Source organism: Arthrobacter sp. GW822-FHT05G07, from assembly GCF_058799755.1.
The window spans coordinates 60,653-74,111 of sequence record NZ_JBXALT010000017.1 but is presented as its reverse complement, the minus strand read 5'-3'; the positions used below and the strand labels follow the sequence as shown (position 1 = coordinate 74,111).

Genomic DNA, 13,459 nt, shown 5'->3' with positions numbered 1-13,459 from the left:
CCTAGGCTGCCAACTGCCTAAACGCAGCACCGTGGTAGATCAATGGTTTGGATTCGAGATTGATGGTGGTGGCCTTGACCTCCAGCACAACGATCGCATGATCACCGGCCGGCGTCTCGGACACAATTTCGCATTCGAAACCCAGCACCGCACCGTCGATCAGCACTGCACCTGAGTCGCTCACACTGGTGTCCAGCCCGGCAAAACGGTCGCGCGTTTTGGACGCCAGCTGGAGCGCCGCCGCTTCCTGGCCCTCGGCGAGCACCGAAACGCCAAGCCGCTGCGCCTGGCGGAGCTTCGGCCAAGTGGTGGAAGAGTTCTGCACGGCGAACATCACCAACGGCGGCTCCAGTGAAACCCCCACCGTGAAGGACGATGCAACCAGAGCTTCCGGCGTGAAATCCACCATCGCGCTGAACGCCGCAACTCCAGACGGAAACTGGGCAAATGCTGCCTTGATGGCCGCCGTTTCTTCCACTGTGGTCTGTGTCATTCCGCTGTCCCCTAATCGTGCGTAGCCTGAGTTCCTTTCCCATAATTCACCTGCTTCCGGGAACGGCAATATTTGTTGATTCGAAAGACATTTGTGTTGCCGCATGTCAAGAAATGTCGCGAAGTAAGGCCTCTTCCATTACCTCGCAAGACGAAAAACGAAGAACTTCTACCATTTGCGTTTATGCCTCCGGCGGCCGTGTGTAGCCTCGATTGAACATCCAGTCCATGGCCGCAGATGCAGGCTTGGACACCAGCGCAGTCCCACCAGCACAGTCCCACCAGCACAGTCCCACCACAGGAAGCCGACATGAGCCTCAACGAGCTACGAACGCTTGGACGCACTGGCGCCCTGATCAGCCCCCTCACATTGGGCACCCTGAATTTCGGCACAGGCGCCGCACCCACGGGTCCCGCCGAAAGCATTCGCATCATCAAGGCAGCCCTCGATGCCGGGATCACCAGCGTTGATACCGCGGATATCTACTCGCAGGGCGAGGCCGAGACCGTGGTTGGCCAAGCCATCCACAGTCGTCGCGACGACGTCTTCCTGGCCACCAAGTTCCATGGCCAGATGGGTTCCAACCCGGCGCACGCGGGAAACTCGCGCCGGTGGATCGTCCGGGCTGTGGAGGACAGCTTGCGGCGGCTGAATACGGACAGGATTGACCTCTACCAAGCGCACCGCCCGGACTACAACACTGATTTGTTGGAAACCATCACTGCCCTCAACGACCTCATTCGGCAGGGCAAGATCCTCTACTACGGCACGTCCGTGTTCAGCCCCGCCCAGCTTGTTGAGGCCCAGTGGATCGCGAACACCAACCACCTGACCCCGCCCGTTGTGGACCAGGTTCCCTATTCGCTGTTGGTGCGCGCCAACGAACGCGACGTTTTCCCCATCACCCAGCAGTACGGCGTCGGGGTTTTGAGTTACGGACCGCTCGACGGCGGGTGGCTGGCTGGCGGTTACCGCGTTGGCGGGGGCCAACCGGAGAGTTCACGCTTCTCCGCCCTTCCCGGCAGATTCGACGTAAACGCACCGTTCAACCAGGGCAAGCTGCACGCCGCCGACGCTTTGGCGCAGCTCGCGGCCCGCCATGGTTTGACCCTCATCCAGCTTGCCGTTGCGTTCGCCATGAACCACCCTGCCGTGACCAGCGTGATCATCGGCCCCCGCACGGAAGAGCACCTGACGGACTACTTGAAAGCAGCAGACGTGGTGCTGAGCGAGTCCATCCTGGACGAGATCGACGACATCGTGGCCCCAGCCGTGAACTTCCTGGAGCGCGACGCCGGCACTGTTGCACCCCACCTCGAGTACCCGGAACTACGACGCCGGTAGCCCCCTTCCGTTGTGAGGCCCGCTTTGCACGCTCTCGGTACGCATTAGCGCGCATAGCAGGCCTCACAACAGGCTATTGACGCGGGTTCGGCCGCGGCGTGATCCTTGACCTAAGTGCTGCGGCACTCCGCAGCGTCAGCTTCCAGTAGAACGCCGCCGCCCCATGTCCAAGCACCATGTCAAACAAAGAGCATCGAAAGCCGCCAACCCCGGGCAGCCAACCCAAGGTCCGCTCACGCACGAGGAATTGCAACTCTCCGGGCGGAACCACTCCATGCCCCTTGAGGCCCTACACGACGACATCACGCCGGCCGGGCTGCATTACCTGCTGATTCACTTCGATATCCCCCACGTTTCCGCTGAGACATGGCGGTTGCGGCTCAGTGGCGCGGTTAATCGAAGCCTCGAGCTGAGCCTTGAGGACATCAAAGCCCGGCCCGCCGTCACCATGCCCGTCACCCTGGAATGCGCAGGAAACGGCAGGTCACTTTTGCAGCCCCGCCCCGTCAGCCAACCCTGGGTTCTCGGCGCGGTGGGCACGGCGGAGTGGACCGGAACCCCGCTCGCACCCTTGCTGGAGGAAGCCGGATTGGCGAGTGACGCCGTCGAACTTGTCTTTACCGGTGCCGACAACGGCATTCAGGGCGGCGTCGAAGAGCCTTACGCGCGCAGCCTTTCGGTGGCGGAAGCCATGCATCCCGAAGTCATGCTGGTCTACGCCATGAACGGCAACCCGCTGCCCAAACAGCACGGCTTCCCCTTACGGCTCCTGGTCCCAGGTTGGTATGGCATGGCCAGTGTGAAGTGGTTGACGTCGATCGAAGCTGTGACGTCGCGGTTCATGGGTTTCCAGCAGGCCGTCGCGTACCACTACCTCCAAGGTCCAGACGGGCCAGGCATACCCGTGTCCCATATTCGCGTCCGCTCCCTGATGATTCCGCCCGGCATTCCGGACTTCTACACCCGGCGACGCGTAGTGGATGCCGGTCCCGTGATGCTGCACGGGCGCGCATGGTCCGGGCACGGCGACGTTGAACGTGTCGAAGTGGGGATCGACGGCGAGTGGATGCCCGCGCATGTGGATCCGCCGTTGGGTGATTTCGCGTGGCGGCGGTGGTCCATGGTGTGGGTCGCCAGCCCCGGCGAGCACGTGCTGCGGTGCCGGGCGATGGATACGTCCGGCGCCCTGCAGCCCACTGAACAGGTGTGGAACTACCAGGGCATCGGAAACAACATGGCGCAAGTGGTTGAGGTGACGGTGCGGTAGTTTGGGATGGACTGCGCGCTACAGCCGCCGCAGGTGGGCCATAGTTTTGGAGGAGCGATTGAGCCAGCACTCGGCAGGCACAGCCCTTCCAGCTATAACCCTGGGCACCGGATTACGCCCGCCCACAGATGTCTACCGTTTGGTTGGCTGGGCACTCGACATGGGCTACCGTTCCTTCGACACGGCCGCGCTGTACGGTACGGAGGCCGCGATTGGACGTGCCATTCGCGATTCCGGCATCGATCGGCGCGAGTTGTTCATCACGGTGAAAGTGCGTGGGAATGAGTACGGGAGCCGGGCGCGCGTTCATCAGGCAATCGAACGGAGTCTCGAGGCCCTCGGCACGAGCTTCGCTGACATGGTTGTTCCACACTGGCCCCTGCCCATGGTCAGGGCGTTGCCCTCCACTTTCGCGCAGATGCTGGACGCCCGCGCAGAGGGGCTGGTTCGCGGCGTTGGACTGAGCAATGCTTCCTCAGCGATGGTCCGCGCCGTAAGAACGGAGACCGGCGAGTGGCCGGTTGTGAACCAGCTGCATCTCTCGCCCATCGTTGGGCAGACGGACTTCACCCGCTTTGCTGAGACGGTCCCGGTCGGGATCCAGGCATACCGCGTCCTGGAATCAGGTTCAGGGCTCATGCAGACTCGCCTCATTTCGGAGCTTTCCCAGCAGTACGGCTGTTCACCCGCCCAGTTGCTGATCGGGTGGCAACTCGGCCTAGGGCACAAAGTGGTGCTCGGAGCCAGCACCCTGGAGCAACTGCGTGCCAACCTTGACTCCCGGCCACTGGAGCTAGCGCCCGCTGACAGCCAGCGGCTGGCCCGGTTGGACCGGTTCTCTCTGGCTAAACCGGATCCAGTGACTCACTTTGAACTGTAATCGGCTGGCCGGTGGGTTGCCCCATAAAAGGCGAAATACGCGGGGACATCGAATAAGGGCGTTCGATCAGTGGCCATGAGGGCGGCTGCTCCGACGCGGACACTGACGGCTGATGCCGACTCAATGCCCCCGAGAACATAACGCCAAGGACCTGGGAAAGACTCATCCAGGGCAACTTCAATCATGTTATCCACGAAATCACTCATAGCCCCGGGATGACCCTCCGAGGCGCCGTGCCATAACTGCCCATAGGTTTCCTGATCCCCAGTGGCAACTGCCAAGGCCAGCCGGGCCGATTGAGCCCTGGAAGGTGCGGTCATTCGTTGTGTCATCATATTCACGGTGCGCGCCGTTTGGATGGCTTCTTCCATGCAAGGCCGGCCAATCAACGCCGGAATATCGGCGGTGAAAGCCCCCTTCTCCAGGAAGAGGCTGACAGTCTCGCTGGCCTCCGGAGGCACTCCTTCCAAACCTGCGACGTTCACCGCCCCCTCCTTCGGCCAAGCGTGCTGCAACGCATGCCCCAGTTCATGGAGCAAGCTCAGGAGGTTCTGAAACGACAACTTCAATGCCTCGCCTGCCTGACGCGTCACACCACAGGAAATAGCAGAACTGGCTGGAATCCAACCATCGGCAAGAAGCACGCGGTTTCGCACCGGCTGCGTATAGTTCTGCCTGAACCTACGCGACGTGCCTGCGAACTCCACCCTGATCCGGGCAAGCGGCATTGCCGCCGTGGAAAGGGAGGCAAACCAGACATCCGAGCCGGCGGGCTCAACTGTCAGGGAGACACCGGCCGTCACCGCCACAATGTGCTGGGCGATCCGAAACGCCTCTTCTACGGAGAAAAGGCTGGACCTTACGCCGCGGATTTTCTGCTGCAGTACATAGGGCACGTCTGCGTATAGATCAGCCGAAGGCCCAACGCCGGCGCGGAGATGTTCAACGTCTTGAAGCGCAGCCTCGTGGAATTGGGCCAAGACCTCGCGAAGTTGCAGGTCTGGAAGCTTGGTCTGGTGACGATCTGTCTTCAGGGCGCGCTGGAGATCCCCGGCATGCTCACGTGCAATCCGGCTCCACGCCTCCACCAACCGTTTCCTGGTCAGGCTGGAATCCAGCGTGGCCAGGAGCTGCCGGTAAGTTACGGAGGGATCATCCGCGCCACTCCCTGAGACCAGCGAAGTCACCAGTTTCCGTTGCTGATTACGGATTTCCGCGATGATGTCAGCTGTCCGGCGGGGGCTGGAAGCCGGTGAAGCGGCGTCGTTAACCATCTTTTGCTGGAGCTGATCCCGTAACGTCCTACGCGCAGCATCCATCGTCGGAGTTACCGGCGCTGCCCTGTCCAACCAATGAATAAACGCCAGATCATCTTTGACATTCGAATAGAACAGATCCCTGACGTCCTGCAGTTCGGCAAGGTCTGCGTCCCGGTGGACTTCCCGCATGGCAAGGAACCAGGACTCAACCACGTTATTGATGGCAAGGACGTCAGCTATTTCACTGTCGGAACCGATGCGGGATCCTGTCCTGACGTCACGGAGCGCATAGAGTTGCCGCATTCGTTCCGCGATGGTTTGCCTGTCCGGAAGCGCAAAGGGGTCCAACCCATAAGCCGTGGCCAACAGGCTTTTACGGGATGAATCAGCGGAAGGCACCGCCGGAACCTCCATCCAGTCGGAATGAGGCACCATTGGCAATATCGCCCAAGTCGAAGCCGCAGGAAACCAATCGGGCGCATTCCGATGGTTCAATGAACCTTCTGATCCTGGACTCCGGGTTGGCCCGCGCCAACGTTCGTGAAACGAGCTCCTCAATCCCTACCTTGTACTTGACTGACGCGGCAGCGAACTCCTCCCTACGCTGTTCGCTGTTCAGCGCACCGAAGATCACTTCGAAGACAGCTCCTCCGCGGGTCCGGCACAGGTCGGTGAGGGCTCCTGTAAGAACTTTGAGTGCGGCTTTGCCCGCAGCATAACCAGCAGAACCTGCATCCGGCGTGTAGATCGCTTCCGATCCAACGACAGCGATGGATAGAGGACTGTCCGACTTTTCAATCAAGAGCCTGAGAATGTCGTAGCCGCCAGCACCATTGACCAAGAGCGACTGAGTAACACCATCCCGTTCGCCTGAAGCAGGGTGGTCCGACCTGGGGTCGAAAGCTGCAGCAAAGATGATCCTGGAGGGGACCACATCAAGGGACTCAACTGTCTGCCGACGCCCTCCGCTCTCCGCGAGGTCACATTCCATCCATGTCATGCCCTCAACGGACGGAGGCGCGGACGCGCCCGAATGCACGCCAATGACGGCACTGCCGTGCTGAATGAATGACTTGGCCAGGTCCAGGCCCAAACCGCGGGAAGCACCGATGATAAGAACCTGGTTATTCATCATCATTTCCTCGCTTCACGGCGAGCAGCATCCCGTGCTCGGTGCCGAGGAATGATGCGGTAACCCGCTGCGACCTGGCGAGGGCGCGCACCACTTGACGGATTGATTCCCCCAATCGGTCATCTTCGCCACCTTCATGGACAGCATAGGTTCCACCGGCAAAGGCATCATCGATAAGGAGCGCCCCTCCTGCCCGCAGAAGTGGGAAGGCTGCCTTCACGTATTCGACGTACTCGGTCTTGGCGCCATCGATGAAGATCAGATCAGCACTTTCCGGGGCCATGCGGGAAAGTGCCGACACGGCATCCTCGGTGGATATCCGGACCCTGTCATCGAGCCCGAAGCGCGAGACATTTTCCCGGGCGATCTCTGCCGACTTCGGATCGATCTCAAAGGAAATCAGCTGGCCACCCTTTCCGAGACCGCGCGCCAGATGGATCGTTGAGTATCCAAAAAGTGCTCCGATTTCGATGACCAGTTGCGGCCGCGCAAGCAGGGTAAGGCATTCAAGGAGCTTGGCAGCGTTGTCGTCCACTTGGATGGGTGGAAGCTGCTCATCGACTATCGCCTGCCGCAACATGCTGGTCAGTTCCGGGTCGCGTGCTGGAAGCATCGCAGAAATATAGTCGGAGGGATACTCACGCGTAGAGCTCATCGGGTTTCCTTCGTCAGCCGTTAAGGGGTCTTGTTTGGTTGCTCCCGCAGCCTGCTCCAGGAAGGTGATCAGGGCGGTGGGATCCGGCGCCTGGTGGGGTTCCTTCCCGAGGATTCTTTCGAACCAGGCTGCGGGCGGTGTCTGGTCGTGCGAAGCCAACCCATGACGTTGCATCCACGTACCGGCAACCTCCGACATGGCCCAAAACAGTCCATACTCTGCACCGGGGCGGGTCGCCGGGATAGGCCAGGTCAACCTATGCAGGGCCTCCAGGTACGTTGACGCATGCCCGGCGGGGTCGGAATCAGTGACCTGTCGCCACACATCCTGGTAGTCAAACTCCGGATGCATCAGCCATTTCCGGTCCAGTTCCATGACCAATGCACGCAGGGGCAACTCCTTGAGCGCCTCCAACTGGAGGATGCCCTGCCATTCAGCCAGGCCCTTGCCGGACGGTTTTCCAGCCGCAGGGATAACGCAACCGCCCCACCCGGCGTCGAAGACGGTCCATTCAAGCCACAGACTCAGCAGGTCTATTTCGGTTTCTCCGGCCGATTCGAGTCCGTGTCTGAGGGGCTCACGGGATGCCGTGAGCGCATGATGGACGGCATGGCCCAGCTCGTGGAGAGTGGCCTTCAGATCCCGAAGGTGCATGACAAGGCGCCCATCAGGACGCGACGAGCAGCGCAGGCCCACATGGGCTGTGGGCACTCCGGGACCGGTCGCCGAGGTGGCTCGCCCGGTCGCCTCCCGGGAGTCGGAATTCGGGCCAAGCAGTGGCCAGATGACGACGCCGGACGAGGGCACCTTCCCGTCGGCGGAACCTCCGAAAAGCACTTCCCATCGGTCGCCGGCAAAGGAGGCACGCGCCGTCGAACCGGTGACGGCTTCCAGCCGTCGGCGTATTTCTTCTAGGACTCTGTCAACGTCGAGCATCGGTTCCCGGGTTTGCAACGCGAGCGCCAACATTTTGGCCGGGGTTTCCTCCATGGCCAGCTCAGCACAGGAGACCAGCGACAAGGGAGCCGTGCCAAAGATCCTGGACATGGCGTTGACGACGGATGCGGAAAAGGTCCCAACGAAATTGTCTGCCGCAATGCCCCGGCATGAAGGATCCGATGCTTCCGCCCTCAGGTTGCGGACTGCTAACGCCAGGTCTTGGACGGCCAGTGATTCCACGTCCAACGCAGCATCCCAGGCAGTTCGGACAGCTTTGCGGTGAGAGCGAGTTGGCGCGTGCGCAAGGGACCGCTCCACCGCGACAAACGCGGGCAGTCTGTCATCTTCCGCGGGAGGAACGCCGCCCCCGAAGGTGCAGTGTCTCTCTTCTTCACGGAGCGCCCGGGCCGCTTCCTCAACAGCAACCCTGGAATCAGCCGGTCCGCGTTGTGACCCGTCCGCTTGTCCGTTGAGTGAGGCGCGGAAAGCGTGGTCGAAGAGGTCGTCATTGGCTTCGAGGAAAGCCATCAGATACGCGGTGTTGTTGTGATCCACCAGGGTTTCCCCGGAGGCGGACATTCGTGAGTTCCGCTCTTGCAACCAGTTCCGAAGGCCAACCTTGTAGCCGGGCTCCGTCATTGCCGCCACGTTCGTCATGGTCGTTGCCCACTTTCCGGGTCTTCCAGCATGGGATGGTCAAAGCGGTAGCAATCGCCGTCGTACGAAGCCACGTACAGGCTGCCATCACCGCAAGGCATGGGCGACGTGTGCACCGCGGTGGGGTGATCGGGCCGGCCAATAATCTGCGAAGACTCCCACAAGAACGCACCACTGCATGCATCAAGGCAGCAAACAGTTCCCCGGTCGCTGGTGAAAAGCACCGTCTGTTCCTCACCCAGGACGAGGGATGTGTACTCGAAGAGCCCGCCACCGGTCCAGTGCCATTCCCGGGCACCAGTTACCGCATCCACCGCTGAGATTCCCTGTCCCCTTACCGGAACAATGACGAGTTCCCGAATCGATGCGAGGCTGCCATCGATCCGTCCACCCATCGTCAGGTCAGCCAGCTGCGTTCCGCTTCGGGTCCATCGGCAGAGGACTCCCTCCGTCGTAGCGCAGACCACCATGTCCTTGCAGATTGTGGGTGACGATCTGATGATCCCATTGGCTCTGGCACGCCATTGGAGCAGACCGTCCGCCTGCAGGCAGGCCACATCGTCGTGGTCCACCACCACTACTTCTCCGGATTCGAAAACCACGGGTGACGCATAGGGTGCGCGGTCGTAAGCATAGGTGTTCTGGTAAGTTGCGGACGCTGTGTCGAAGGTCCACTTCGTATTTCCGGACGCCACATCGAGGGCCACCAGTCTGTGCCCGAAAACCGGAACGTAGGCCGTCCCGCCGTCGGGCGAAAAGGCGATGGTGCCCAAGACTGGGCCGGACAGGGCAGCCGTCCACACGGCACGGCCCCTGAGGTCGAAGCGGACAACCATCCCGCCCGTGCTCGCAACCAGGAAATCGGCAGCTCCCGGAATAGCAACAGGGGAAGAGTAGATTCCTGCGTCCAGGCGTCGAACCCAGTACTCGCGCTGCATGGTCGTGTCCAGGAACCGGACACGACCATCCTCGCCCCCGATGATCACACCTATGTCCGCCACAGGGAGGGGGCTCGCATTAAAGGCGACCGGAACGTGGTCATCCGAAAGCAGGCTTTTCTCGTTGACGGTGCGGACCGCAACCACCTGCGGTTCCCGACGGCGCGATCCCGGCCAGGTGGTTTGGGCCGTGCATTCCATGGAGGTCTTGCCCATGGAATGCCGCGAGTGGAGACCCATTGCTGATACAGCGTCCAGCGTCATTCAGGCCCCTCCCATAAGCCGGTATCCGAGCTGCCGGGTCCGCATGCTGTACCTCAATGCCAGGAGAAGCGACGCGACGGCTGCGGATGCAACGGCAACCACTGCCGATTCCCAAACCAGAATTCCGACGATAGCGATAGGAATGGTTACCAGATACGTGACCACCGTTGATGGCAAGGATAGCCATGCGGCCCGCTGCTCAACCGTCAGGATTTCGCCGCACAAATTCTCCACGACGTAGGCGGGAACCGCGATGAGATACGCGGCAGTCAGTAGCCAGACCAGACCGACGTCGACCTCGTCACCGCCCAAAACCTTGGCAAGGACGGGGACGGCCGCTGCTACGCCTGCAGCAGCGATGAAACTGGGCCACACCACGTACTTGCGCGAACGTTGCACTACAGCGTGGGCGTCTTGCTGGCTCCGCCCCCGGGAGTATCCGACAAAGACGCCGACGGCGCCGAGGGTCGCCTGCGGTACCCGGCAGTAGAGAGTCCAGATCCTCGTTGCGACCGCTGCAGCCGCGACAGTGCCTACGTCCAGGCGGCTGATGAGCATGAAGGGCACTACAGCCGCGGCGTAGTTGTTCATCTGCCTGAGCCCGATGCCAAGACTCGTGGTAAACATCTCCCGGGTCAACGGGATAATCCGCTGTTGGTCGGAGCCCGCAACGCGTTCTCCCCGGGACCGGGAGAAATGCCGGGCGAGGACAACAAAACCGCAGGCAGCAGTCAAGACCTGGGCAATCACTGTCGCGATGGCCACTGCCATCACCGGGTTGGCTGCCAATACTTTCAGCGGGCCATACACCAAGGCTGCGTTGAAGGCGGCATTCAGGACGAACACCGTGGCGATGAGGACTATCGAAGCGCGTTGTCGTCCCACGATGCGCAGGGTGATCGACACGGCCGCCAGGGCCAACGTGAACGGAATGCCAAGCATCCGCACCGTCAAGTAATCGGTTGCTATGGCAGCCACAGCCGGCTCAGAGCCCACAACATCGAATATCAGGGGAACAATCCGGCTGACCAGCAGACCGGCAGCAGTCCAAACGGCGGCAACCAGAAGCAGGGCGGCAAACAATTTGGGCAATAGCTTGCTGGCGTCGTTGCGGCCCTCAGCGCGGGCCAATTTCACGGCGAAAACGTCGATGATGCCCGCAAAGAACGCCATGAACAGTGCGGTGACCAGATCGCCTAAACCTATGCCAGCCACCATGAGTGCCCCAAACGGGGCCACGAAGGCCAGGTCGATGGCCCCGTTTCCTGCGCTCAGGAGATCGACTGCGAACATGGTCCCGGCCAAGGAGACAAACGTCCGTGGCGAAAGTATGGTGTGGGAAGCCGCGCCCGACTCTGCCGTGTCCTCCGTTGAATTGACCTGTTGTGACATCAGCTCAGCTTGCTGCCAACTGCTGCCGCACAGCCATCAGCGTTGCATGGGTGTTGTTGTCCAGCATGTTGTCTACCGTGGCCAACACCTCGGATGGATCCGGGAGCATGCTGGCGAGGACCAGGTACCGGGCTATCGCTCTGTGGGTCATTCCTGCCTTGGCGTACTGCTGCGCTGCTTTGCGTAGGTGGTGGGTCACGTATGGAGCCCCCAGAGAGGTCGCACGATCATAGGTTTCTGCTGCCAACTCGGACTTTCCAAAGGCTGCGAGCACATCTGCGTACTCACCAGCGCTGACTGACCATAGCGGATCCCAAGCGACCAGGTCCTTGGCGGCTTGAAGCGCCTTCTCCTCGTCACGTGAGACGTAGAGATGTTCTTTGACGGAGGACTCAAGGTAAGTCTTATGCAGATTCCGGGCGAAGGGAGCGTCGCTGTCTTCCATGGCCCTCTGAGCTGAAACGGCGGCTTCATTCATCAGTGCACGGGTGCGGGAAACGTCACCGATCTCAGCGGGAATCATCGCCACGCCGCGGTACCAGGCCGACGTCGAAACGGCAGGTATCTTCTTTCCGTGCTCCAGAACCACCGTGTTTCCTGTCCTGGCGAACCACTCGAAATCTTCTTTAGTGACTCCGACACCCTTCAAATACCAGACCACGGCAATGCTGCAAGCGTCGAGCAAGCGGTGGGCCGGGACCTCCTGGGATGCTGCAGTCCTGCGAACCTCTGACATGAGGTTCACGTCCAGCCCACGTCCTTGGGTGCGGTTTCCAATGATGTACCGAAGCAGTGCGGCCTCAAACTGGAAACGGGCTCCACGATCACCTGCCCGCGTCAACACGCTACTTGCAAGCTCGAACCGAGACAGGGTGACCAGGGCACTGGCCAGGACCACAACGTCAGGGTCATCCATCGACTCAACGCGGTCCAAACGCTCCTGGAGCTCACTCACGCGTTCACCGCCGTGAGTACGAAGCATCGTCACGTCTTCGTAGTCGAGCCCGTGGAGGTCGCACACCTCTCGAACAACATCCGGCTCAAAAACCTGCCCTATCGGATAGTAGTAGTCGCCCGGGACGGTGGCTGTGAACGCAGCCACGTTCTCGAGGGAAAATTCCACGATCTCGTCCTGCTGCGAGGGCAAATCAAATCCGATGATTGTTTCTGTGAAAGAGTTCCAGCGGTCCCATCCGGCAATCTCGGAAATATTCAAAGCTTTGCTGATGGATTTGGCATGGTTAATACGTGATATCAATGCGTGCTCCTCATTTCAGGACGTCAAGCGTGAAATTGCACCCATCAGCAGGTCCGCGGCGCGCATGGCATCCGCTAGGACGGCCGGCTCCCGCGCTTCCCGGGCGGCACTGAACTCCACAATGTCCAAACCGACGATGGGATTATTGCGAAGAACCACATCCAGGACCCTTATGAGGTCGGCCGTATCCATTCCAATGTGCGCAGGGTATCCCGTGGAACCCATTTGGGCCTGTTGGATGACATCAACGTCAATCGAAACGTAGGTGGGCACCTCAGAGCCGAGCGCCTCTACCAGCCCCGGTTCGTCCCGCAGCAGCGGGGAGGTCACAGGAATAATGCCCGCGCTCACGTCCAGGCGCCCTGATACTTCTGCAGACGACGACGCGCTGATTGCGATAAAGGGATCGATTCCTACCTGCAGCACACTCCGCCGACCCAGTTGCTCGCCCACATGGGAGATGACGTTGGTGTTGAACAGTGGATCCAAGGGCTTAGATGTCACCGGTTCCCACAGTTGTATGTCCAAGTGCTGGTCGAACTGAATCACCCGGGCGGGCGCAGTTCCCCTGGCTATGAGACCGCTGATGACTCCGGCAGTAATGCTGTGGTCACCCCCGATGACGCATGGCACAGAACGGGAATCGAGGTCGGCGACGACACTTCCGATCTCTTCCGCCACTTCCTGGGCAGAGGACCCGACCGGAACGATGTCCCCCAGATCAACGGCAGCGAAGTCCGTTCGACGAGTCTCCGCGTTCATCAGGCAACCATCCGGGTAGCCCCAGGTATAACGGCGGGAAGCAGCCCGAACAAACGCCGGGCCGTTTTCTGCACCGTCGTGTGGAGAGCCTGCTGAGGATGCCACTCCCAGAATTGCCACACGGGCACTACCAAGGTCGCGCGGGTCCGCGCCGACGGCAAGTCCGGCAAACCCGCGCGGTGGTTTTCTAAGCATCACGTTCCGTGTCAATAGGGCGGC

Annotated in this window: 11 protein-coding genes; 3 read left to right on the top strand and 8 right to left on the bottom strand. The window is 60.9% G+C overall.

Annotated elements, in window-relative coordinates; genetic code table 11:
• Position 1: 1 nt before the first annotated feature.
• Entirely contained in the window at positions 2–493 is a 492-nt protein-coding gene (locus tag AC1RJY_RS23110) for a flavin reductase family protein (protein WP_011776380.1), read from the bottom strand.
• Positions 494–802: 309 nt separating this feature from the next.
• Between AC1RJY_RS23110 and AC1RJY_RS23105 the strand changes: the two genes are divergently transcribed.
• From AC1RJY_RS23105 to AC1RJY_RS23095, 3 genes are all read left to right on the top strand, one after another.
• Complete coding sequence (locus tag AC1RJY_RS23105; protein WP_011776381.1) at positions 803–1,837, top strand: aldo/keto reductase; 1,035 nt, start codon at positions 803–805, stop codon at positions 1,835–1,837.
• Between the two features lie 163 nt (positions 1,838–2,000).
• On the top strand, positions 2,001–3,104 hold the full coding sequence (locus AC1RJY_RS23100) for a sulfite oxidase (protein WP_011776382.1): 1,104 nt from the start codon (positions 2,001–2,003) through the stop codon (positions 3,102–3,104).
• Between the two features lie 58 nt (positions 3,105–3,162).
• Positions 3,163–3,984, top strand: coding sequence for an aldo/keto reductase (locus AC1RJY_RS23095; RefSeq protein ID WP_498603640.1), 822 nt, complete (start codon positions 3,163–3,165; stop codon positions 3,982–3,984).
• Here AC1RJY_RS23095 and AC1RJY_RS23090 read toward each other — a convergent pair.
• From AC1RJY_RS23090 to AC1RJY_RS23060, 7 genes are read right to left on the bottom strand one after another with little or no spacing between them, the layout of a single operon-like run.
• A complete protein-coding gene (locus AC1RJY_RS23090; RefSeq protein ID WP_498603638.1) occupies positions 3,969–5,642 on the bottom strand; it encodes a hypothetical protein in 1,674 nt (557 codons plus the stop codon). The two genes, AC1RJY_RS23095 and AC1RJY_RS23090, sit on opposite strands and share 16 nt — an antisense overlap.
• A complete protein-coding gene (locus AC1RJY_RS23085) occupies positions 5,629–6,375 on the bottom strand; it encodes an SDR family NAD(P)-dependent oxidoreductase (RefSeq protein WP_498603636.1) in 747 nt (248 codons plus the stop codon). Before AC1RJY_RS23085 ends, AC1RJY_RS23090 begins: the two co-directional genes overlap by 14 nt.
• Positions 6,368–8,626 (bottom strand): O-methyltransferase, encoded by a 2,259-nt coding sequence (locus AC1RJY_RS23080; protein WP_498603634.1) that lies wholly within the window; start codon positions 8,624–8,626, stop codon positions 6,368–6,370. Before AC1RJY_RS23080 ends, AC1RJY_RS23085 begins: the two co-directional genes overlap by 8 nt.
• Positions 8,623–9,828, bottom strand: a complete 1,206-nt coding sequence (locus AC1RJY_RS23075) for an outer membrane protein assembly factor BamB family protein (RefSeq protein ID WP_498603632.1) — start codon at positions 9,826–9,828, stop codon at positions 8,623–8,625. The genes AC1RJY_RS23080 and AC1RJY_RS23075 overlap by 4 nt, the downstream gene beginning before the upstream one ends.
• Positions 9,829–11,220, bottom strand: coding sequence for an MATE family efflux transporter (locus tag AC1RJY_RS23070; protein WP_498603630.1), 1,392 nt, complete (start codon positions 11,218–11,220; stop codon positions 9,829–9,831).
• A gap of 4 nt (positions 11,221–11,224) precedes the next feature.
• Entirely contained in the window at positions 11,225–12,478 is a 1,254-nt protein-coding gene (locus tag AC1RJY_RS23065) for a hypothetical protein (RefSeq protein ID WP_498603628.1), read from the bottom strand.
• A 15-nt stretch (positions 12,479–12,493) separates the two neighbouring features.
• Positions 12,494–13,360: an arginase family protein gene (locus AC1RJY_RS23060; protein ID WP_498603657.1), complete on the bottom strand. Its 867-nt coding sequence runs from the start codon at positions 13,358–13,360 to the stop codon at positions 12,494–12,496.
• Positions 13,361–13,459: the final 99 nt, after the last annotated feature.

What these genes read in the sequence shown, in the direction of transcription:
- AC1RJY_RS23110 (WP_011776380.1), bottom strand. Translation starts at nt 493, where the DNA reads ATGACACAGACCACAGTGGAAGAAACGGCGGCCATCAAGGCAGCATTT.
- AC1RJY_RS23105 (WP_011776381.1), top strand. Translation starts at nt 803, where the DNA reads ATGAGCCTCAACGAGCTACGAACGCTTGGACGCACTGGCGCCCTGATC.
- AC1RJY_RS23100 (WP_011776382.1), top strand. Translation starts at nt 2,001, where the DNA reads ATGTCCAAGCACCATGTCAAACAAAGAGCATCGAAAGCCGCCAACCCC.
- AC1RJY_RS23085 (WP_498603636.1), bottom strand. Translation starts at nt 6,375, where the DNA reads ATGAATAACCAGGTTCTTATCATCGGTGCTTCCCGCGGTTTGGGCCTG.
- AC1RJY_RS23080 (WP_498603634.1), bottom strand. Translation starts at nt 8,626, where the DNA reads ATGACGAACGTGGCGGCAATGACGGAGCCCGGCTACAAGGTTGGCCTT.
- AC1RJY_RS23075 (WP_498603632.1), bottom strand. Translation starts at nt 9,828, where the DNA reads ATGACGCTGGACGCTGTATCAGCAATGGGTCTCCACTCGCGGCATTCC.
- AC1RJY_RS23070 (WP_498603630.1), bottom strand. Translation starts at nt 11,220, where the DNA reads ATGTCACAACAGGTCAATTCAACGGAGGACACGGCAGAGTCGGGCGCG.